Below are 19,856 nucleotides of genomic sequence, written 5' to 3'. Positions count from 1 at the left end.
CGTTGCCGAGGCCCCTTCTTCGTACGAATCTACAAGAGTCGGCCGGCGAGACGGGTGGTGGCTTCGGCCCATCCGTGACTGCCCGCGACCGCCCCCGGCCGGCTGTACTGGGAGGAGACCCCGCCCACCCCCGCCGATCGCCTGGAGGGCACGCTGATGGAGTTCCTGCGTCCGGCCGGCTGGCAGGAGGCGCTGACCGCCAAGGCGGCCCACCCCGACGCCGTGCCGCTGGCCGGCGGCACCGACCTGATGGTCGAGATCAACTTCGACCGCCGCCGCCCGGCCCGGCTGCTCGACCTCTCCCGGATCCCCGAGCTCCGCGCCCACGAGGCGGGCCCCGACACCGTGCGGCTCGGCGCGGCCGTCCCCTACCGGACCGTCGTCGAGGAACTGCGCGGCCCGCTGCCGGGGCTCGCGCTCGCCGCGCACACCGTCGGCTCCCCGCAGATCCGCAACCGCGGCAGCGTCGGCGGCAACCTCGGGACCGCCTCCCCGGCCGGCGACGCGCACCCCGCCCTGCTGGCCGCCGGCGCCCGCGTCGAGGTGGCCTCGGTGCGCGGCAGCCGGCTGATCCCGGTCGACGAGTTCTACACCGGGCCCAAGCGCAACGCGCTCGCCCCGGACGAGCTGATCCGCGCCGTGCACGTGGACACCGCGCGCGGCCCGCAGCAGTTCGCGAAGGTCGGCCCGCGCAACGCCATGGTCATCGCCGTCTGCGCCTTCGCCCTCGCCCTGCACCCGCACACCCGCACCGTCCGCACCGGCATCGGCTCGGCCGCGCCGACCCCGGTCCGGGCCACCGCGGCCGAGGAGTTCCTGGCCGGCGTGCTCGACGAGGGCGGCCACTGGGCGAGCGGCCGGCCCGTGCCGCCCGCCGCCGCCCGGCGGTTCGCCGAGCTCGCGGCCGCCGCCTGCGCGCCGATCGACGACGTGCGCGGCTCGGCCGACTACCGCCGGCACGCCGTCGCCGTGCTGGCCCGCCGCACCCTGCACTGGACCTGGGCCGAGTACGGCCGCGACCCACGAGAAGCAGCGGAAGGGGCCGCCTGATGCGCGTCCGACTCACCGTCAACGGCCGTCCCCGCACGGCCGACGACGTCTGGCCAGGCGAGAGCCTGCTGTACGTGCTGCGTGAGCGGCTCGGTCTGCCGGGCTCCAAGAACGCCTGCGAGCAGGGCGAGTGCGGTTCGTGTACCGTCCGCCTCGACGGCGACCTGGTCTGCGCCTGCCTGGTCGCGGCCGGCCAGGCCGACGGGGCAGCGGTCGACACCGTCGAGGGCCTGCGGCGGGGCGACGAGCTCTCCCCCCTCCAGCAGGCGTTCCACGAGGCCGGCGCCGTGCAGTGCGGCTTCTGCACCCCGGGGCTGCTGATGGCCGCCGGCGAGCTCCTCGAACGCCGGCCCGACCCGTCCGACGCCGACATCCGCGAGGCGCTCTCCGGGAACCTCTGCCGCTGCACCGGCTACGAGAAGATCCTCGACGCGGTCCGGCTGGCCGCCGCCCGCACCGCCACCACCACCCAACCCGCCGGTGAGCCCTCATGAGCCGGGGGACCAGGACCGTCCGCCCGCCCCGGCAGGCCCTCGGCGGCGAGAGCCCGGGCGGCGTGGGGGAGTCGGTGGAACGCCCCGACGGGATCCTCAAGGTCACCGGCGAGTTCGCCTACTCCTCCGACCTGTGGCACGAGGACATGCTGTGGGGCCACACGCTGCGCAGCCCGCACGCCCACGCCAGGATCCTCGCGGTCGACGTCGCCGAGGCGCTCGCGGTGCCCGGCGTGCACTGCGTGCTCACCCACGCCGACCTGCCCGCGGCCACCCACTACGGCCTGGAGATCCAGGACCAGCCGGTGCTCGCGAAGGACGTGGTCCGCTACGAGGGCGAGCCGGTCGCCCTGGTCGCCGCCGACCACCCGGAGATCGCCCGCCGGGCCGCCGCCCTGATCCGCGTCGACTACCGGGAACTCCCCGTCGTGCACGACGAGGCCACCGCCACCGCGCCCGACGCGCCCGTGCTGCACCCCGACCGCACCGACCGGCACGCCGCCCACGTGACGCACCCCAACATCGTGCACCGGCAGCCCGTCCTCACCGGCGACGCGGACGCCGCCGCCCGGGCCGCCGACGTCGTGGTCACCGGCGAGTACGAGGTCGGCATGCAGGACCAGGCGTTCCTCGGCCCCGAGTCGGGCCTGGCCGTGCCCGCCGAGGACGGCGGCGTCGACCTGCACGTCGCCACCCAGTGGCTGCACGTCGACCACCGGCAGCTGGCGCCCGTCCTCGGCCTGCCGCCCGAGCGGGTCCGGCTCACCCTGGCCGGCGTCGGCGGCGCCTTCGGCGCCCGCGAGGACCTGTCCATGCAGGCCCACGCCTGCCTGCTGGCGCTGCGCACCGGCCGGCCGGTCAAGATCGTCTACAACCGGCACGAGTCGTTCTTCGGCCACGTCCACCGGCACCCCGCCAAGCTCTCCTACGAGCACGGCGCGACCCGCGACGGCAGGCTGCTGTACGTCCGCGCCCGCATCGTGCTCGACGGCGGCGCCTACGCCTCGTCCTCGCCCGCCGTCGTCGGCAACGCGGCCTCCCTCGGCCTCGGCCCCTACGAGGTGCCCAACGCGCACGTCGAGGCCGTCGCCCTCTACACCAACAACCCGCCCTGCGGCGCGATGCGCGGCTTCGGCGCCGTCCAGGCGTGCTTCGCCTACGAGGCGCAGATGGACAAGCTGGCCGCCGCCCTTGGCCTCGACCCCGTCGAGCTGCGCCGGCGCAACGCCATGAGCCAGGGCTCCACCATGCCCACCGGACAGCTGGTGGACTCCCCGGCCCCGGTCGCCGAGCTGCTGCGGCTGGTGAAGGCGCGCCCGCTGCCGCCCGAGCGGCAGTGGGAGACCGTCGACGCGGCGACCGGGGCGCCGGGCGTCGACGTCCGCGCGCTGCCCGGCGGCCTGTCCAACGCCGGCCACGGCGAGGGCGTGGTGCGCGGCGTCGGCTACGCCGTCGGCATCAAGAACGTCGGCTTCTCCGAGGGCTTCGACGACTACTCGACGGCCCGGGTCAGGCTGGAGGCGATCGCCGGCGAGCCGGTCGCCACCGTGCACACCGCGATGGCCGAGGTCGGCCAGGGCGGCGTCACGGTGCACGCGCAGATCGCCCGCACCGAGCTCGGCGTCACCCGGGTGACGATCCTGCCGGCCGACACCAGCGTCGGCTCGGCCGGGTCCACCTCGGCCTCCCGGCAGACCTACATGACCGGCGGCGCGGTCCGCGACACCTGCCTCGCCGTCCGGGCCGAGCTGCTGCGCCGCGGCCGGGAGCGGTACGGCTGGCCGGAGGTCGGGCCCCGGTTGGAGGGCGGCAAGGTGGTCGCGGCGGACGGCTCGGTGCTGGCCCCGCTCGTCGACGTGCTCGGGGACGAGGCCATCGAGCTGGAGCTGGAGTTCAGGCACCGGCCGACCCAGCCGTTCGACCCGGTCACCGGGCAGGGCTTCGGGCACGTCCAGTACTCGTTCTGCGCGCACCGCGCGGTGGTCGAGGTGGACACCGAACTCGGCCTGGTCAAGGTGGTCGAGCTGGCCGCCGCCCAGGACGTCGGCAAGGCCGTCAACCCGCGGGCCGTCGAGGGCCAGATCCACGGCGGCTCTGCCCAGGGCCTCGGCCTCGCCGTGCTGGAGGAGATCGTGGTCGGCGGCGACGGCCGGATCCGCAACCCCTCCTTCACCGACTACCTGATCCCGACCATCCTCGACATGCCGAGCATGCCGCTCGACGTCCTCGAACTCGCCGACGAGCACGCCCCCTACGGGCTGCGCGGCATCGGCGAGGCCCCCACCCTCTCCGCGACCCCGGCCATCGTGGCCGCCGTCCGGCAGGCGACCGGGCGCGCCCTGCACCGGGTGCCGGTCCGCCCCGAACACCTGGTGGACCTCGGGCAGGACGGGGTGGCCTGATGCTGGAGCTCGCCGCGACGCTGCGCGACTGGTGCCGTCAGGGGCGGGAGTTCGCCGTGGCCACCGTCGTCTCGGTCAGCGGCAGCGCGCCCCGCACCCCCGGGGCGGCGCTGGCCGTGGCCGCCGACGGCACGGCCGTGGGCAGCGTGTCGGGCGGCTGCGTGGAGGCCGCCGTCTACGAGCTGTGCCGCGAGGCGCTGGTCGAAGGACTGCCCCGGCGCGCCCGGTTCGGCTACGCGGACGACGACGCGTTCGCCGTCGGCCTCACCTGCGGCGGCACCATCGAGGTGCTGGTCACCCCGGTCGGGGCCGCCGCCCAGGCCCGGGCCACGCTGGCCGCCGCGCTGGCCGCGGCCGGCGGCGGCGAACCGCTCGCCCTGGCCAGGATCGTCGACGGCCCGCCGGAACTCCTCGGCGGCGCCCTGCTGGTGCGGCCCGGTGGCGGCCACACCGGCACGCTCGGCGGCCGGCCCGAGCTCGACCGCACCGCCGCCGCCGAGGCCGCCGCCCTGCTCGACGCCGGCCGCACCGGGCTCGTCGGCCTCGCCGCCGAGGGCAGCCGCTGCGGCCAGCCCGTCACCCTCCTCGTCGAGGCGAGCCTGCCGCCGCCGCGCATGCTCATCTACGGCGCCGTCGACTTCGCCGCCGCGCTGGCCGGCGCCGGCGCGTTCCTCGGCTACCGGGTCACGGTCTGCGACGCCAGGCCGGTCTTCGCCACCCCGGCGCGCTTCCCCGCCGCCCACGAGATCGTGGTGGACTGGCCGCACCGCCATCTCGACGCCCAGCGGGGGGCGTTGGACGGCCGCACCGCGATCTGCGTGCTCACCCACGACGCCAGGTTCGACATCCCGCTGCTCACCAGGGCGCTGGCGCTGCCCGTCGGCTACGTCGGCGCGCTGGGCTCCCGCCGCACCCACGCCGACCGGCTCCGCCGGCTGCGGGCGGCCGGCGTCACGGAACGCCGACTCGCGCGGCTGCGCTCGCCCATCGGGCTCGACCTCGGCGCCAGGACCCCGGAGGAGACCGCGCTCTCGATCGCCGCCGAGATCGTCGCGCTGCGCCGCGGCGGCTCGGGCGTCCCGCTCACCGGGAGCGCCCTGCCCATCCACCACGACGACGCCCCGGCCGTGCCGACCGCCGCCTGACGAGCTACCCGTCCCCGTCCCTTGCCGCGGCCAACTTCCGGTCGGCCCACGGCTCCTGGTAGCCGGGGATGACGTCGCCCGCCGCCTCCGGGTTGAGGAGCGCGGCGTGCAGCACCCCGTCGCTGCCGGTGTTGGTGTGCTGCGACCTGATCGACACCACCGCCGTCGACACCAGGTCCTCCACCATCCGCCGCGAAGGCTTCACCGAGGCGTGCCCCAGCACCTCGCCGAACCGCTCGAAGTCGTGCCACCACGCCCCGTCGTGCCGCCCCTTGTAGACCCGGAACAGGTCGGCCAGCGACTCCGGCATCCGCACCGAGTCGCGGCCGTACGCCGTCAGCACGCCGTCCGCGAACGCCCCGGCCACCGCCGTCAGCCGGCCCTGGTCGCCCGGGTCCAGGTCGAGGTCGTCGCGGCGCTGCAGCAGCCGGCCGAGCCCGGTGAACGCCTCGCCGCCGCCCACCTCCTCGTAGAACGCGTCCAGGTAGGCGTACTCCTCGGGGGTGACGCCGAAGCCGTCGCAGGAGGTCCGGCTCCGCTCGACGATGGCCCGCAACTGCTCCAGGTTGCGCAGCATGAACTCGGGGTCGACGTCCTCGGGACGGTCCCGCGCCAGCTCCAGCTCGGCCCTGATCCCGCGGGCGAGGTAGCGCGCGTTCTCCGGGGTGAGCCACAGGTCGAGCGCGCCGTCCGTCACGTCGTAGCCCTGCTCCAGGAGTTCCCCGGCGCGGGCGAACATCCGCAGCCGGTAGGAGCCGATGGCGTCGGACATCCGCTCCGCGATGGTGCGCGCGTCGTCCACCGCCGCCCGCTTGTGGAACTCCACGATCCGCTCCGGCAGGTCGTCGGGCACGCAGAGCTCGGCGTCCCGCGACTGCTCCCACTGCCGCCTGGCCTCGGCGATGTGACGCCGCGTCGTCGCGTAGAGGCCGTCCTCGTCGTGCAGGCAACTCCGCACCGTGGCACGGGTGTCCACGGCGTCCGCCATCGAGAGACGCAGGCTGTCCACGACCTCGTACAGGCCCGCGCCCCGACCGGCGAGCCCGCGCCCGGTCTCCGCCAGGCGCTCCTCGGCCTCGACGAAGGACGCGCCGTCCCTGGCCCCCGAGTCGCCCGCCAACCGGTCGGAGACCTCGGCGAGTTCACCCGCGCCCTCGGCCTCGCCCGCGGCTCTCGCGTAGACCAGCGCGGTCTCGCCCATGTCCGCGGGATCGATCTCCCGGAGGAAGGACTCACCGCTGTCCCAGGCGTTCGGCCCCGCCCCCTCGTCGAGCGACCGCCGGACGTCTTCGATCGTGAACCCCTGGTAGCCCATCGCCACTCCGCGCGTCGTTCCGTGAAGTCGCAGGCCGCCCGCGGCGGGACGGCCGGTGGCCGCGCCGCACGCGGCGGCTCACGGTAACAGGAGGGAACGGGCCGGCGGCCGAAACTTGAGGGACTTCTGAGGTGCGACGCGGCCCTGCGGGCCGCAGGCCACCAGCGCCGCCGGCCCGGCCCGCCGGCGCCGCGCCTGCGGCCTTGCGGCCGAGTGGCCGCCGCTGCCGGGCCGGAGGCCGGTGGTGCCGTCGGCGCTGGGCCAGGAACCCCCCTCTGGCTCCCCGTCAGGGCGAACCCGGCCCGCTGGCCCTGAGGCCGCTCGCGCCCGCGGCCCGGCGGCCGAGTAGCTGCCACCTGCCGGACCGGAGGCCGGCGGCACCACCGGCCGGGGTCCGCAAGAACCCTTTGAACACTCCGTCAGGGCGGGCCCGGCCTTCCCAGCCGGAGGCCGTCCGACCGGGGGCCCGGAAAACCCCTGTCACCACCCCGTCAGGGCGGATCCGGCCTACCGGGCCGAAGGCTGCCGGCGCCGCGGCGCACCCGCCTGGGGCCCGGCGGCCGAGCGGCCACCGCCCAGGGGGGCGGAAGGCCGTCCGCGCCGGGTCCGCAATGACCGTTTGAACCTCCGTCAGGGCGGGCCCGGGCCGCTGGCCCGGAGACCGCCGGCACCGCCCGACCGGGGGCCCGGAAGCTCCTGTCAACACCCCGTCAGAGCGGGCCCGGCCAACCGGGCCGGAGGCCGCAGGCGCCGCGGCGCACGCGCCAGGTGCCGGCGGTCGAGTGGCTGCCGTCCACCGGTCCTGAGGCCGCCGGTACCGCCGACCGGGAGCCCGGAAACTTCCCTCACCACCTCGTCAGAGCGGATCCGGCCTACCGGGCCGGAGGCCCTCCGTACCGGTGGTGAGCAGTTCCTCCGCCGGGTCGTTCACCGGCTGCGGGGTGCCCGTCAGGTCGAGCACGAAGAGCGGCAGCCGCAGTTCGTCGGCGCGTGCCCGTGCCTCCCGGTGGTAGCCGGCGAGCGAGAACGCCACGGGGAGGGCCGACTCGGCGAGGCCGTGCAGCCAGAGCGTCTCCAGCGGGCGCAGCCCGGTCGGCCTGGTGGTCGGGTCGACCAGGCCCACCACGCCGAAGCCGCGCAGGTCCACGCCGGCGGCCGCGCGTGGCACCGTGGCCCGCACCTCGGGGAAGCCTAGCCAGCGCAGGAAGTGCGCGGCGCCGGCCGCCGCGTCGTACGCCGTCCTGATCGTCAACGGCTGGAACGGCGGCCGCCCGGCGGGCTCGCGACGCGGCGCCCGTGGGAGCTCGTCAACCTGGGACAGGCGCACCGTCACCCCGCAGGGGCACTCGAACTGCGGCTGCGGCCACTGCCCCGGACGGCCGCAGGCGCCGCAGTCGACCTCGGCCCACGAACCCGCCCAGGACCGGTGGCGCACCGGCACGGCGGTGGCCGCCCCGGCGCGCGCGGGCGTCACGCTGACCGGCGCGCCACAGGCACACGGGAACTCGTGCGGCACATAGGCGTGCTCGCGGTGGCACGCCGGGCAGCGCACCGGCACCGATTTCGCCATCTCTCGCTCCCGGGGCGGAACTTCTCGGCACAATTCTCACAGTGTCCCGGACGCGTCGGTGATCCGGCAGACCTCGCACGCGAGATGGCTTCCGGTCATCGCGAGGTTGACCGGAACCGACGTGTTGGCGAGGGTTTGTTCATCGGAATGTGACACATGATCTCGCACTCCGTATGGCGCGATGCGCGGACAGTGATATTTACTGGGCCTGTCCGCACCGCCGACAGGCGGGCGCGGGTGGCGTCGAGATCGACGGGCAGGGAGGGGCCGAGTGGCGGCAGGAGAGACCGAGGCTGCCAGCGGGGCGCACAGAGCCCCCGCCCAGCCTCACCCGGACCTGGTCCGGGACGTTCCCGTGGGCTGGGTCGGTGCCCAGGGCGGCGGGGCTGATCCGCGCGTGGGAGCCCTGCGCGTGGCGATCGAGCGGCTGCGCCGCGATCTCAACGGCTATGCAGCCGCGTTGGCCGATCGCGGGGTCGCCGAGCACCAGCTCGCGGTGCTGAGCGCGGCCGCGAGCGACCCGGCGCCCGAGACGGCCGCTCTGCGCAACGCCCTGCTGATGATCGCCGGCGCCGTGGGCTCGGTCAGCGCGCTGGCGCCCGCCGTGGTGCAGCTGCGGCAGGCCGTCGAGCTGTTCGGGCCGCCGCACGGCGTGCCGCCGGACGTCCCGGCCGGGGTGACCCACCCCCCGTACGGTGGCAGGCTGCCGCGCCAGTTCGACTGGCCCGCCGGCCACTGACCTGCCGCGCCCCGCCGGGGCAGGGCGGCTCTTGCGACGTCCACTTCGGTTCGGCGGCGCCCGCAAGGGCACGGGTGCCGCGGCGCTGGCGTGGGCTCGACCGGCCACGGCGGCTCCGCGGACGAGCGGCGGCCCGTCGCGGCACTCCCTGCGGAGCGTTAGGTTGGCGGCGTGCGACTGAGACTCGAGTTCACGACGGAGCCGTTCGACCTGGACGAGCCGCCCCCGCATGCCCTGGCCGCGCGCGAGGTGGTGTCGGGCGCCGGGCTCGACGCCGTCGACGTCGGCCCGTTCGGCAACACCGTGGAGGGCTCGGCCGACGCCGTGCTCACCACCGTGGACGCTGTGCTGCGCCGGGCGCTCGCCGCCGGCGCCACCCGGATCTCGCTTCAGGTCAACGCGCTGGCGGAGGACCCGTCCGGTGCGGGGTCCATATGAGCGGGCCGGCCGAACCCCCGGCCCCCGGCGCGGACTTCATCGCCGCCGTCCGGCCGCTGGTGGACGCCATCGGCGGCGAGCTGGTCCCGCCGGAGCGCGCCGGCGAGGACGACGTGCTGCTCTCCTGGGCCGGCGGCCCCGTCGCGGCCGTGCGGCTGCCGCTGGTGTCCGCCTCCCTCGACCACATGCTCGGCGATCTCGAACGCCGCCACGGGCGGCCGCTCGCCGAGCTCGACCGGGCCACCAAGCAGCAGGTCGTGCGCGGTCTGGAGGCGCGCGGGGCGTTCGCCATGCGGCACGGCGTCGAGACCGTGGCCGGCGCCCTGGGGGTGTCCCGCTTCACCGTGTACAACTACCTCAACCGTTCAACAAACTGTTGACGTCGCTGACCGTGGCGGCTTAGCTGTCCTCCATGACGTCACCACCGGCGCCAGGTCTGGCCTGGCTCAACGGCGCCGACGAGCGCGCGGCGCGCGAGGTGCTGCGTCGCGTGTGCGCCTCGCGAGCCTGGGGCGAGGCACTGCTCGCCGGCCGCCCCTATCCCGCGCGGGGCGCCCTGCTCGCCGCCAACGACCGGGCGGTCGCCGGGCTCACGGCGGTCGACCTGGCCGAGGCGCTGGCCGGCCACCCGCCCATCGGCCGTCCCACCCCGGGCGACGCCGTCTCGGCGCGCGAGCAGCGCGGCATGGCCGACGCGCCGGACGAGCTGAGGGCCGAGATGGTCGAGCTCAACCTCGCCTACCAGGAGCGCTTCGGGCACGTCTTCCTGATCTGTGCCACCGGCCTCGACGGCGAGCGGATGCGCGCCGCGCTGCGTGCCCGGCTACACAACCCGCCCGACGTCGAGGCCGAGATCGCCCGCGCCGAGCTCGGCAAGATCAACGCCGTCCGCCTCGGCCGGCTCGCCGAGGCCACCACCACCGTCTCCACCCACGTGTTGGACACCGCGGCCGGCCGCCCGGCCGCCGGCGTCCCCGTCCGGCTCGCCGTCCGCGCCGCCGCCGACGGCGCCTGGGCCCCGCACGCCGCCGCCACCACCGACGCCGACGGCCGCTGTGCGGGGCTGCCGCCGCTGCCCGGGGGCGCCCTCCAGGCGCGGCTCACCTTCGCCGTCGCCGCCCACCGGGAGCCGGACCCGGCCTTCTTCCCCGAGGTCACCACCGCTTTCGCCGTCGAGCCGGGCCAGCACTACCACGTGCCGCTGCTGCTCAGCCCGTTCGGCTACTCCGTCTACCGAGGAAGCTGAAGGAGGCCACGCCCGTGACCCCGGCGACCAGGCTCGGCCAGAACCAGTACGGCAAGGCCGAGACCCGGCTGGTGCGCGTCACCAGGGACGGCACCACCCACCACGTCCGCGACCTCAACGTCTCCGTCGCCCTCTCCGGCGACATGGAGGCCGTGCACCGCTCAGGCGACAACGCGGCCGTCCTCACCACCGACACCACCAAGAACACCGTCTTCGCCCTCGCCCGCGAGCACGGCATCGCCTCGCCCGAGGACTTCGGCCTGCTGCTGGCCAGGCACTTCGTCGCCGGCCAGCCCACCATCCACCGGGCGAGGATCAGGATCGAGGAGTACGCCTGGGAGCGGATCCCCACGCCGGGCGAGACCGCGCACTCCTTCGTCCGCGCCGGCGGCGGCACCCGCACCGCCCAGATCGCCTTCGACGGCCGGCGCGCCGAGATACTCAGCGGTCTCACCGGCGTCACCGTCCTCAACACCACGGACTCCGAGTTCCACGGTTACCTGAAGGACCGCTACACCACGCTGCCGGAGACCACCGACCGGGTCCTGGCCACCGACGTCACCGCCGTCTGGCGCCACGCCCACGACGGCACCGGGGCGGCCGGCGTCGCCCCCGACTGGGACGCCACGCACGCCGCCGCCCGCGCGCACCTCCTGGACGCCTTCGCCACCACCTACTCGTACTCGCTCCAGCAGACGCTCTTCGCCATGGGCTCCCGGGTGATCGAGGAGCTGCCGGGCGTCGACGAGATCCGGCTCTCGCTGCCGAACAAGCATCACTTCCTGGTCGACCTCGAACCCTTCGGGCTGACCAACGAGGGCCCGGACGGCGCGGTCTACTTCGCGGCCGACCGCCCCTACGGGCTGATCGAGGCGACCGTGCTGCGGGACGGCGCGGAGCAGCGCATCCCCGCTGACCTGACCGCCCCGTGGCCAGGAGGCCCGGCATGACCCTCGCCAGGACCGTCATCGAGAACTGCGCCGTCGCCACCGTCGACGAGCACGACACCGAGCACGAGCGCGGCCACCTGGTCATCGCGGGCAACCGCATCGAGTCCGTCGGCCCGGGGCCCGCCCCGACCGGACTCGCCGGCGTCACCCGGGTGATCGACGCCACCGGGCATCTCGCCACCCCCGGCCTGGTCAACACCCACCACCACTTCTACCAGTGGCTCACCAGGGGCCTGGCGCAGAACGCCAACCTCTTCGACTGGCTGGTCGCGCTCTACCCGGTCTGGGCCAGGATCGACGAGGAGATGGTGCGCGCCGCGGCCCGCGCCTCGCTCGCCATGATGGTCCGCGGCGGCGTCACCACCGCGATGGACCACCACTACGTCTTCCCGGAGGGCGCGGGCGACCTGCTCGGCGCCGAGCTCGGCGCCGCCCGCGAGCTCGGCGTCCGGTTCACCGCGGCCCGCGGCTCGATGGACCGGGGCGCCTCGGACGGCGGCCTGCCGCCCGACTTCGCCGTCGAGACCATCGAGGACGCGCTGCGCGCCACCGAGGCCGCCGTCGCCGAGCACCACGACCCGGCCGAGGACGCGATGCTGCGGATCGTCGTCGCGCCCTGCTCGCCGTTCTCCGTCTCCACCGAGCTGATGCGCGAGTCGGCGGCGCTGGCCCGCCGTCTCGGGGTGCGGCTGCACACCCACGGCTCGGAGACGGTGGAGGAGGAGCGGTTCTGCCACGAGCTGTTCGGCATGGGCCCCACCGAGTACTTCGAGTCCACCGGCTGGCTCGGCCCCGACGTGTGGATGGCGCACTGCGTGCACATGACCGACGCCGACATCGCCGCGTTCGCCCGCACCGGCACCGGCGTCGCCCACTGCCCCTCCTCCAACGCCCGCCTGGCCGCCGGCATCGCGCGGGTCCCCGACCTGCTGGCCGCCGGTGTCCCGGTCGGCCTCGGCGTGGACGGCACCGCCTCCAACGAGAGCGGCGAGCTGCACACCGAGCTGCGCAACGCGCTGCTGGTCAGCCGCCTCGGACCGCACCGCGAGCACGCCCTCACCGCCCGCCGGGCGCTGCGCCTCGGCACCTACGGCGGGGCCCAGGTGCTGGGCAGGGCCGGCGAGTTGGGGGCGCTGACCCCGGGCCGGCTGGCCGACGTGGTGCTGTGGCGGCTCGACGGGCTCGGCCACTCGACCATCGCCGACCCCGTGGCCGCCCTGGTCCTCGGCCCGCCGGCGCCCGTCACCCTGGCGCTGGTGAACGGCGTGCCCGTGGTCGAGGACGGCCGGCTGCTCACCGCCGACGAGCAGGACATCGCCCGCGAGGCCGCCACCCAGGCCCGCCGACTCGCGAGGATCGTCGCCGACGCCTGACGAATGTTCATCGAGCGGCAATGTGCCGCAATGGAGTCCCCGGGCGCCGCCCAGCAGGATCGGGTGGCATGACCAACGACGAGAGGACCTACGACCGCCGTCGGCTGCGCCAGTTCCTCGACGGGGAGGCGCGCGCCGAGGGCATCGGGCGGCGCCGGCTGCTCGGGCTGCTCGCCGCCGCCGGGGCCGCGGCCGCCGTCGGCGGCCCGCTCGCGCCCCGCGCGGCCGCCGCGGCCGGCATCGTCAAGCCGCTGCCCGAGGAGCACTTCGCGATCCGCGGCACCAACGCCGAGACCCGCTTCGCGGCGCTGCGCGGCGCCGGCTACCACACCCCCAACGAGCTCTTCTTCGTCCGCAACCACACCACGACCCCCCGACTCGACGCCGCCGCCTGGCGGTTGCGGGTGTGGGGGAGCGGCCTGGCGGGGGGCGAGGCCGAGTTCGGCCTGGCCGCGCTGCGCGCCCTGCCGGCCGTCGAGCACTCCGCGTTCGTCGAGTGCGCGGGCAACGGCCGTAGCTTCTACGCCAGTCAGCAGGGCGAGACGGTCAGCGGCACCGCCTGGACCCTCGGCGCCATCGGCGTGGCCCGCTGGCGCGGCGTCCGGTTGCGTGACGTGCTGCGGCTCGCCGGGGTCACCCGGCACGCCGTCGACGTCCAGCCGCGCGGCCTGGACGCCGAGGTGTTCGGCTCGGACGGCGCCAGCATGGGCCACGTGCGGCGCCCACTGCCGGTCGCCAAGGCGCTGGACGACGTGCTGCTCGCGTACGAGATGAACGGCGAGCCGCTGCCGCCCGACCACGGTCACCCGGTGCGGGTGCTCGTGCCGTCCTGGGTGGGCATCTCCTCCGTCAAGTGGGTCGGCGATATCGAGGTGAGCGCCGAGCCGCTGTACAGCCCGTGGAACACCGACCTCTACCGCCTCTTCGGCCCGGCGCACCCGCCGGAGGGCAGCGCGCCGCTCACCCGGCAGACCCTCAAGAGCGCCTTCGAACTGCCCTGGGAGGCCACGCTGGCCGCCGGCCGCGAGCAGCTGCTCACCGGCCGCTCCTGGTCGGGTGCCGGCGGGGTGCGGGCGGTCGAGGTCAGCACGGACGGCGGCGCCCGCTGGCGGCCGGCCAGGCTGCACGACACCCCGCGTCGCGACGGCTGGACCCGCTGGTCGGTCGACTGGACGCCCACCGCGCCCGGCCGGGTGGAGCTGCTGGCCCGCGCCACGGACGTGACGGGCGCGACCCAGCCGGAGCGTGCGGTCTTCAACCAGCAGGGGTACCTGTTCGACGCGGTCGTCAGGCACCCCGTCACGGTGAGTTAGTCCAGCAGCTCGTACGCCGGCAGGGTCAGGAAGTCGACGTAACTCTCGTCGAGGGCGATCCGCAGCAGCAGGTCGTAGGCCCGCTCCCAGCGGCCTTCGATGAAGGCGTCCTCGCCGATCTCGTCGCGGATCGCCACCAGTTGGTCGGCGGCGACCTGGCAGACGTAGTCGTGGGTCACCGTCTCGCCGTTGTCCAGCACCACGCCGGCGTTCAGCCACTGCCAGATCTGCGAGCGTGAGATCTCGGCGGTGGCCACGTCCTCCATCAGGTTGAACACCGCGACCGCGCCCCGGCCGGCCAGCCAGGACTGGAGGTAGCGGGTGCCGACCTGGATGGCGTTGCACAGCCCGTCGTGGGTGGGCTTCGCGTCCAGCGAGTCGATGGCCAGCAGGTCGGCCGCCGTGACCTTGACGTCCTCGCGCAGCCGGTCCTTCTGGTGCGGCCGGTCGCCGAGCACGGCGTCGAAGGACTCCCGCGCGACCGGGACCAGGCCGGGGTGCGCCACCCAGGAGCCGTCGAAGCCGTCGCCGGCCTCGCGGTCCTTGTCGGCCCTGACCTTACGGAACGCCTCGGTGTTGACCGCCTCATCGCGGGACGGGATGAACGCGGCCATGCCGCCGATCGCGTGCGCGCCGCGCTTGTGGCAGGTGCGGACCAGCAGGTCGGTGTAGGCGCGCATGAACGGCGCCGTCATCGTCACCGCGTTGCGGTCCGGCAGCACGTAACCGGGGCCCGCGTCACGGAAGTTCTTGACGATCGAGAACAGGTAGTCCCAGCGGCCCGCGTTGAGCCCCGAGGCGTGCTCGCGCAGCTCGTACAGGATCTCCTCCATCTCGAACGCGGCCGTGATGGTCTCGATCAGCACCGTGGCCCGCACCGTGCCGCGCGGGATGGAGAGCGCGTCCTGGGCGTGCAGGAAGACCTCGTTCCACAGCCGGGCCTCCAGGTGGGACTCCAGCTTGGGGAGGTAGAAGTAGGGGCCCTTGCCCAGCGCGATCAGGCGGGCCGCGTTGTGGAAGAAGTAGAGCCCGAAGTCGACCAGCGCGCCCGGGATCGCGCGGCCCTCGACGGTCAGGTGCCGCTCGTCCAGGTGCCAGCCGCGCGGCCGCATCACGACGGTGGCCAGCTCTTCGTCGGGCTTGAGCTCGTAGCGCTTGCCGCGCTCGTCGGTGAAGTCGATGCGGCGGCGGAACGCGTCGGCCAGGCTGAGCTGGCCGCCGATGACGTTGGCCCAGGTGGGGGAGGAGGCGTCCTCGAAGTCGGCGAGCCAGATCCGGGCGCCCGAGTTGAGCGCGTTGACGGTCATCTTGGGGTCGGTGGGGCCGGTGATCTCGACGCGGCGGTCGAGCAGGGCAGGCGGCGCCGGCGCCACCTGCCAGTCGCCGTCCCGGACGGCGGCGGTGGGCAGGAAGTCGAGCGCGCCGGTCCTGGCGACCTCGGCGCGGCGGTGGGCGCGCCGCTCCAACAGCTCGTCCCGGCGCGGGGTGAACCGCCGGTGCAGCTCGGCGAGAAAGTCGAGTGCCTCCTCGGTCAGCACCTCCTCCTGCCGGGGCAGGACGGTCGGGGCTGCGACGGTGACGGCGGACATGGGCGGTCACTCCTTCAGGCGGGCGGATAACGGATGTTAGTTTCCTCATGATGGAAGATCAATGAGATCTCCCGGCTCGTCGACGTCGTCGGGTACGGCCACGTCCCCGCATTCCACCAGCGTGATCAGCGCCTCCCGCGCCCGCAGATAGTCGCGCGCCCCCGCGTCGCCCTCGGCCTCCGCCGCGACCCCCGCGAAGTGCGCCGCGCCGATCAGCACCGGATGCCCGCGCCGCCCGCCGTACGCGGCCGCCGCCAACGACTCGGGCGAGCGGTACGCGGCCGCCACCCTGGCCATCGCCGCCGCCCCGACGCCCGGCTGGTCGACGAGCGCCACCAGCGCCGCGCCGGCGCCGGCGCGTGACACAGCCGCCAGGCCGACCCGCAGCGAGGAGCCCATGCCGGACTCCCACGCCGGGTTGTCCACCGGCAGGCAGCCCGTCAGTTCGGCCCGCTCCCGCACCCGCTCGGCCGCCGCGCCGAGCACCACCACCACGGGATCGCAGCCGGCGGCGCGTAGCGCGCCGGCGGCCAGTTCCACGAAGAGCCGCCCACGCGTCGTCAACAACGCCTTGGGCCGCCCTCCGAGCCGCCGCCCACCGCCCGCGGCGAGCAGCAGTCCGGCGACGGGCGCGGTCGAGGTCATGCCGCCAGGGTAGGCCCTGTCCGACCGATCGACCGGACAGGACCTGGCCCCCCCGACGGCGAGGTCAGCGGAGAACGCCGCTCGTCCTCGGGGGCGTGGCCAGCGCCGCCGACAGGTCCCTGGCCACCTCCTGGAGCAGCGGGATCATCTTCTCCGTCGCCGCGTCCGTGACCCGCCCGGCGGGGCCCGACACCGAGATCGCGGCGGCCGTCGACGAGTCGGGGACCAGCACCGCGACGCACCGCACGCCTATCTCCTGCTCGTTGTCGTCCAGCGCGAAGCCGCTCTCCCTGACCGTGCGCAGCGCCGCCAGGAACGCGTCGGGCGTGGTGATGGTGCGCTCGGTGGCCGGCGGCATCCCCGAGCGGACCAGCAGCGCCCGCACCTCGGCGTCCGGCAGCCCGGAGAGCAGCGCCTTGCCCACGCCCGTGCAGTGCGGCGGCACCCGGCGGCCCACCTCGGTGAACATCCGCATCGAGTGCCGCGACGGCACCTGCGCCACGTACACCACCTCGTCGCCGTCGAGCAGCGCCATGTTGGCGGTCTCGCCGGTCTCCTCGACCAGCCGCGCCAGATGCGGCCGCGCCCAGGTCGCGAGCGGCCGGGCCGCGCTCTCGCCGAGCCTGATCAGCCGCGGGCCGAGCGCGTAGCGGCGGTTGGGCTGCTGGCGGACGTAGCCGCAGACGACCAGGGTGCGCATCAGCCGGTGGATCGTCGGCAGCGGAAGACCGCTGCTGCCGGCCAGCTCGCTCAGGCCCGTCTCGCCCCCGGCGTCCGCCATGTGTTCGAGGAGGGCGAAGGCGCGCTCGAGAGACTGGACCCCGCCGCTGGCGGAGGACTTGCGCACGTCGGACGACACGTCGCGTTCCTCATTCGTTGTGGGGAGTCGGTCTCGCGATGCCGGTCTCGCGAGTCGGTGGTCGCGGGCTACCGGAAGCCTACCTGTCCTTGACGTGCCGCCCGTCGCCGCCGAGGATCGACGTTCAACAGCTTGTTGAAGCCTGTGAGGGGGCGAGTCGTTGACCGGTACCGAGCTGCTGCTGCGATCCACCCGGGTGCTCACCCCCGAGGGCGAGCACCCCGCGAGCGTCACCGTCGCCGACGGCCGGATCGCCGCCGTGCTGCCGCACGACGCCGCCGCGCCGCCCGGCGCCCGGCTCGTCGACCTCGGCACCGCGGCGCTGCTGCCCGGCCTCGTCGACACGCACGTGCACGTCAACGACCCGGGCCGCGCCGAATGGGAGGGCTTCGCCACCGCCACCCGGGCCGCCGCGGCCGGCGGGATCACCACCCTGATCGACATGCCGCTCAACAGCGTCCCGCCCACCACCACCCCCGAGCATCTGGCCGTCAAGCGCGCCGCCGCCCGCGCCGTCGCCCACACCGACCTCGGCTTCTGGGGCGGCGCCGTCCCCGACAACACGGCCCGGCTGCGCCCGCTGCACGACGCCGGCGTCTTCGGCTTCAAGTGCTTCCTCTCGCCCTCCGGGGTCGACGAGTTCCCCGAGCTCGACGCCGAGCGGTTGGCCGCCGCCATGGCCGAGATCGCCGCCTTCGACGGCCTGCTGATCGCGCACGCCGAGGACCCGGCGCGGCTCGCCGAGGCCCCCGACCCGGCCGGCAGCCGCGCCTACGCCGACTTCCTCGCCTCCCGGCCGCCCGCCGCCGAACTCGACGCGATCCGCCGCCTGATCGCCCTCGCCCGGCGGTTCGGGACCCGCGTGCACGTGCTCCACCTCTCCACCGCCGCCGCGCTCCCGCTGATCGCCGAGGCCAGGGCCGACGGCGTCCGGATCAGCGCCGAGACCTGCCCGCACTTCCTCACCCTGACCGCCGAGGAGGTCCCGGACGGCGCCACCGAGTTCAAGTGCTGCCCGCCCATCAGGGAGGCCGCCAACCAGGACGCGCTCTGGGCCGGGCTCGCCGCCGGCACCCTGGACTGCGTCGTCTCCGACCACTCGCCCTGCACCGCCGACCTCAAGGTCCCCGACTTCGGGGCCGCCTGGGGCGGCATCTCCTCCCTCCAACTCGGGCTGCCCGCCGTCTGGACCGCCGCCCGCGCCCGTGGCCACCGGCTCGCCGACGTCGTCCGCTGGATGGCCACCGGACCGGCCCGGCTCGCCGGCCTCGCCCACAAGGGCGCCATCGCGCCCGGCATGGACGCCGACCTGACCTTCCTCGACCCCGAGGCCACCTTCACCGTCGACCCGGCCGCCCTCCACCACCGCAACCCCGTCACCGCCTACGCCGGCCGCACCCTGCACGGGGTGGTCCGCGCCACCTGGCTGCGCGGCCGGCTGATCGCGGAGGACGGCCACGTCACCGGGCCCGCCGCCGGCCGGCTGCTCACGAGAGGACCCGCCGCATGAGCGCCCCCACCCCGTCCCCCGGCGACCCGCCCACCGGCACCGGGTTCACCGGCACCGACTTCACCGGCCAGGCCCGCCCCTACGCGGGCGGCGACCCCTACGCCGACTACCGCGCCCCGGCGCCCGGCGACCTGCCCTTCGCCCACCTGCCCGACCTCGCCGACCGCCGGCTCGGCGGCTCCGTCACCGCCGCGAGCGACGAGTTCTTCGCGGAGCGCGAGAACCTGGTCCGCCCCGAGCCCGCCCACTTCGACCCCGCCGCCTACGGCCACAAGGGCAAGGTCATGGACGGCTGGGAGACCCGCCGCCGGCGCGGCACCTCGGCCGACTCCCCGCACCCGGCGGAGGACGACCACGACTGGGCCGTCGTCCGGCTCGGCGTCCCCGGCGTCGTCCGCGGACTCGTCGTGGACACCGCCCACTTCCGCGGCAACCACCCGGCCGCGGTCCGCGTCGAGGCGACGGCCGACCCGGCCGGCGCGGGCGGCTGGACCGAACTGCTGCCCCGCACCCCGGTCGGCGGCCACGCCGCCAACGCCTTCCCCGTCCGCGGCGTCGAGCGGCGCTTCACCCACCTGCGGCTCAGCCAGTACCCGGACGGCGGCGTGGCCAGGCTGCGGGCGCACGGCGAGCCGGTGGCCGACCCGGCCTGGCTGGCCGCCCTCGGCACCTTCGACCTCGCGGCCCTGGAGCACGGCGGCGCCGCCGAGGACGCGTCCGACCGCTTCTACTCGCCGCCCGCGCACGTCATCCACCCCGGCCGCTCCCGGGAGATGCACGAGGGCTGGGAGACCCGCAGGCGCCGCGACCACGGCCACGACTGGCTGCGGCTGCGGCTCGCCGGACAGGGCGTGATCCGCGCCGTGGAGATCGACACCGGCAACTACAAGGGCAACGCCCCCGGTTGGGCCACCCTCTCGCTGCTCGACGCCGACACGCCGGGCGCGGAGTGGCGCACCGTGCTGCGCGGCACCCCGCTCCGGCCCGACGCGGTGCACCGCCTGGTGCTGCCCGACGCCGGCCCGGCCACCCACGCCAGGCTGGACGTCCACCCCGACGGCGGGGTGGCCAGGCTGCGGCTGTACGGCTCGCTCACCGAGGCCGGCGCCCGCCGTCTCGCCGCCCGCTACCGCGAGCTGACGGGCTGACGGGCTCTTCCCTGCCGCCCGGCGCGTTCCCCCAGGTGGTGCGCCCCCTCAGCTCGGGGTTACCCTCGCG

Annotated in this window: 18 protein-coding genes; 13 read left to right on the top strand and 5 right to left on the bottom strand. The window is 75.4% G+C overall.

Going from position 1 to position 19,856, the window contains the following annotated elements; all coding sequences use genetic code 11:
- Window positions 1-156 precede the first annotated feature (156 nt).
- Genes ACFWI8_RS01335 through ACFWI8_RS01320 form a run of 4 tightly spaced genes read left to right on the top strand, consistent with a single transcriptional unit; the run spans window position 157 to window position 5,091 of the window.
- Entirely contained in the window at window positions 157-1,050 is an 894-nt protein-coding gene (locus ACFWI8_RS01335; RefSeq protein ID WP_387084245.1) for an FAD binding domain-containing protein, read from the top strand.
- Window positions 1,050-1,544: a (2Fe-2S)-binding protein gene (locus ACFWI8_RS01330; RefSeq protein WP_387084243.1), complete on the top strand. Its 495-nt coding sequence runs from the start codon at window positions 1,050-1,052 to the stop codon at window positions 1,542-1,544. The genes ACFWI8_RS01335 and ACFWI8_RS01330 overlap by 1 nt, the downstream gene beginning before the upstream one ends.
- Window positions 1,541-3,946, top strand: coding sequence for a xanthine dehydrogenase subunit D (gene pucD, locus ACFWI8_RS01325; protein ID WP_387084242.1), 2,406 nt, complete (start codon window positions 1,541-1,543; stop codon window positions 3,944-3,946). Before ACFWI8_RS01330 ends, pucD begins: the two co-directional genes overlap by 4 nt.
- Window positions 3,946-5,091, top strand: a complete 1,146-nt coding sequence (locus ACFWI8_RS01320) for an XdhC family protein (protein WP_387084240.1) — start codon at window positions 3,946-3,948, stop codon at window positions 5,089-5,091. Before pucD ends, ACFWI8_RS01320 begins: the two co-directional genes overlap by 1 nt.
- 4 nt (window positions 5,092-5,095) lie before the next feature.
- Here the strand turns inward: ACFWI8_RS01320 and ACFWI8_RS01315 are convergent, their stop codons facing one another.
- Complete coding sequence (locus ACFWI8_RS01315) at window positions 5,096-6,406, bottom strand: hypothetical protein (RefSeq protein ID WP_387084238.1); 1,311 nt, start codon at window positions 6,404-6,406, stop codon at window positions 5,096-5,098.
- An 856-nt stretch (window positions 6,407-7,262) separates the two neighbouring features.
- On the bottom strand, window positions 7,263-7,976 hold the full coding sequence (locus ACFWI8_RS01310; protein WP_387084236.1) for a hypothetical protein: 714 nt from the start codon (window positions 7,974-7,976) through the stop codon (window positions 7,263-7,265).
- Between the two features lie 355 nt (window positions 7,977-8,331).
- Between ACFWI8_RS01310 and ACFWI8_RS01305 the strand changes: the two genes are divergently transcribed.
- The 7 genes from ACFWI8_RS01305 (at window position 8,332) to ACFWI8_RS01275 (ending at window position 14,035) form a co-directional block, all read left to right on the top strand.
- Window positions 8,332-8,715 (top strand): DUF5955 family protein, encoded by a 384-nt coding sequence (locus ACFWI8_RS01305; RefSeq protein ID WP_387084234.1) that lies wholly within the window; start codon window positions 8,332-8,334, stop codon window positions 8,713-8,715.
- A 171-nt stretch (window positions 8,716-8,886) separates the two neighbouring features.
- Window positions 8,887-9,153 (top strand): hypothetical protein, encoded by a 267-nt coding sequence (locus ACFWI8_RS01300; protein ID WP_387084232.1) that lies wholly within the window; start codon window positions 8,887-8,889, stop codon window positions 9,151-9,153.
- Window positions 9,150-9,533: a helix-turn-helix domain-containing protein gene (locus ACFWI8_RS01295; RefSeq protein ID WP_387084230.1), complete on the top strand. Its 384-nt coding sequence runs from the start codon at window positions 9,150-9,152 to the stop codon at window positions 9,531-9,533. Before ACFWI8_RS01300 ends, ACFWI8_RS01295 begins: the two co-directional genes overlap by 4 nt.
- A 32-nt stretch (window positions 9,534-9,565) precedes the next feature.
- A complete protein-coding gene (gene uraD, locus ACFWI8_RS01290) occupies window positions 9,566-10,399 on the top strand; it encodes a 2-oxo-4-hydroxy-4-carboxy-5-ureidoimidazoline decarboxylase (protein ID WP_387084228.1) in 834 nt (277 codons plus the stop codon).
- A 14-nt stretch (window positions 10,400-10,413) separates the two neighbouring features.
- A complete protein-coding gene (pucL, locus tag ACFWI8_RS01285; RefSeq protein ID WP_387084226.1) occupies window positions 10,414-11,349 on the top strand; it encodes a factor-independent urate hydroxylase in 936 nt (311 codons plus the stop codon).
- Window positions 11,346-12,722: an 8-oxoguanine deaminase gene (locus ACFWI8_RS01280; RefSeq protein WP_387084224.1), complete on the top strand. Its 1,377-nt coding sequence runs from the start codon at window positions 11,346-11,348 to the stop codon at window positions 12,720-12,722. Before pucL ends, ACFWI8_RS01280 begins: the two co-directional genes overlap by 4 nt.
- A 68-nt stretch (window positions 12,723-12,790) precedes the next feature.
- Window positions 12,791-14,035: a sulfite oxidase gene (locus ACFWI8_RS01275; protein ID WP_387084222.1), complete on the top strand. Its 1,245-nt coding sequence runs from the start codon at window positions 12,791-12,793 to the stop codon at window positions 14,033-14,035.
- Here the strand turns inward: ACFWI8_RS01275 and aceB are convergent.
- The 3 genes from aceB to ACFWI8_RS01260 form a co-directional block, all read right to left on the bottom strand.
- Window positions 14,032-15,624 carry a malate synthase A gene (aceB, locus tag ACFWI8_RS01270; protein WP_387084220.1) on the bottom strand — a complete coding sequence of 531 codons (1,593 nt, stop codon included), beginning with the start codon at window positions 15,622-15,624 and terminating at the stop codon, window positions 14,032-14,034. The two genes, ACFWI8_RS01275 and aceB, sit on opposite strands and share 4 nt — an antisense overlap.
- Before the next feature lie 45 nt (window positions 15,625-15,669).
- Window positions 15,670-16,269: an NTP transferase domain-containing protein gene (locus tag ACFWI8_RS01265; RefSeq protein ID WP_387084218.1), complete on the bottom strand. Its 600-nt coding sequence runs from the start codon at window positions 16,267-16,269 to the stop codon at window positions 15,670-15,672.
- Window positions 16,270-16,333: 64 nt separating this feature from the next.
- Window positions 16,334-17,128 (bottom strand): IclR family transcriptional regulator, encoded by a 795-nt coding sequence (locus ACFWI8_RS01260; RefSeq protein WP_387084216.1) that lies wholly within the window; start codon window positions 17,126-17,128, stop codon window positions 16,334-16,336.
- A 160-nt stretch (window positions 17,129-17,288) separates the two neighbouring features.
- On the opposite strand from ACFWI8_RS01260, the gene allB reads away from it, so the two are divergent.
- Both allB and alc read left to right on the top strand, forming a co-directional pair.
- Window positions 17,289-18,638: an allantoinase AllB gene (gene allB, locus ACFWI8_RS01255; RefSeq protein WP_387084214.1), complete on the top strand. Its 1,350-nt coding sequence runs from the start codon at window positions 17,289-17,291 to the stop codon at window positions 18,636-18,638.
- Complete coding sequence (gene alc / locus ACFWI8_RS01250; RefSeq protein ID WP_387084212.1) at window positions 18,635-19,786, top strand: allantoicase; 1,152 nt, start codon at window positions 18,635-18,637, stop codon at window positions 19,784-19,786. Before allB ends, alc begins: the two co-directional genes overlap by 4 nt.
- Window positions 19,787-19,856 lie beyond the last annotated feature (70 nt).

This window comes from Streptomyces sp. NPDC127098 (assembly GCF_042722465.1).
Classification (GTDB): Bacteria; Actinomycetota; Actinomycetes; order Streptomycetales; family Streptomycetaceae; genus Streptomyces; species Streptomyces millisiae.
This window is presented reverse-complemented; position numbering and strand designations above follow the sequence as displayed.

Excerpts from the sequence above, each read along its gene's own strand:
- ACFWI8_RS01335 (WP_387084245.1), top strand. The coding sequence starts at position 157 with ATGGAGTTCCTGCGTCCGGCCGGCTGGCAGGAGGCGCTGACCGCCAAG.
- ACFWI8_RS01330 (WP_387084243.1), top strand. The coding sequence starts at position 1,050 with ATGCGCGTCCGACTCACCGTCAACGGCCGTCCCCGCACGGCCGACGAC.
- pucD (WP_387084242.1), top strand. The coding sequence starts at position 1,541 with ATGAGCCGGGGGACCAGGACCGTCCGCCCGCCCCGGCAGGCCCTCGGC.
- ACFWI8_RS01320 (WP_387084240.1), top strand. The coding sequence starts at position 3,946 with ATGCTGGAGCTCGCCGCGACGCTGCGCGACTGGTGCCGTCAGGGGCGG.
- ACFWI8_RS01315 (WP_387084238.1), bottom strand. The coding sequence starts at position 6,406 with ATGGGCTACCAGGGGTTCACGATCGAAGACGTCCGGCGGTCGCTCGAC.
- ACFWI8_RS01310 (WP_387084236.1), bottom strand. The coding sequence starts at position 7,976 with ATGGCGAAATCGGTGCCGGTGCGCTGCCCGGCGTGCCACCGCGAGCAC.
- ACFWI8_RS01295 (WP_387084230.1), top strand. The coding sequence starts at position 9,150 with ATGAGCGGGCCGGCCGAACCCCCGGCCCCCGGCGCGGACTTCATCGCC.
- uraD (WP_387084228.1), top strand. The coding sequence starts at position 9,566 with ATGACGTCACCACCGGCGCCAGGTCTGGCCTGGCTCAACGGCGCCGAC.
- ACFWI8_RS01280 (WP_387084224.1), top strand. The coding sequence starts at position 11,346 with ATGACCCTCGCCAGGACCGTCATCGAGAACTGCGCCGTCGCCACCGTC.
- ACFWI8_RS01275 (WP_387084222.1), top strand. The coding sequence starts at position 12,791 with ATGACCAACGACGAGAGGACCTACGACCGCCGTCGGCTGCGCCAGTTC.
- aceB (WP_387084220.1), bottom strand. The coding sequence starts at position 15,624 with ATGTCCGCCGTCACCGTCGCAGCCCCGACCGTCCTGCCCCGGCAGGAG.
- ACFWI8_RS01265 (WP_387084218.1), bottom strand. The coding sequence starts at position 16,269 with ATGACCTCGACCGCGCCCGTCGCCGGACTGCTGCTCGCCGCGGGCGGT.
- alc (WP_387084212.1), top strand. The coding sequence starts at position 18,635 with ATGAGCGCCCCCACCCCGTCCCCCGGCGACCCGCCCACCGGCACCGGG.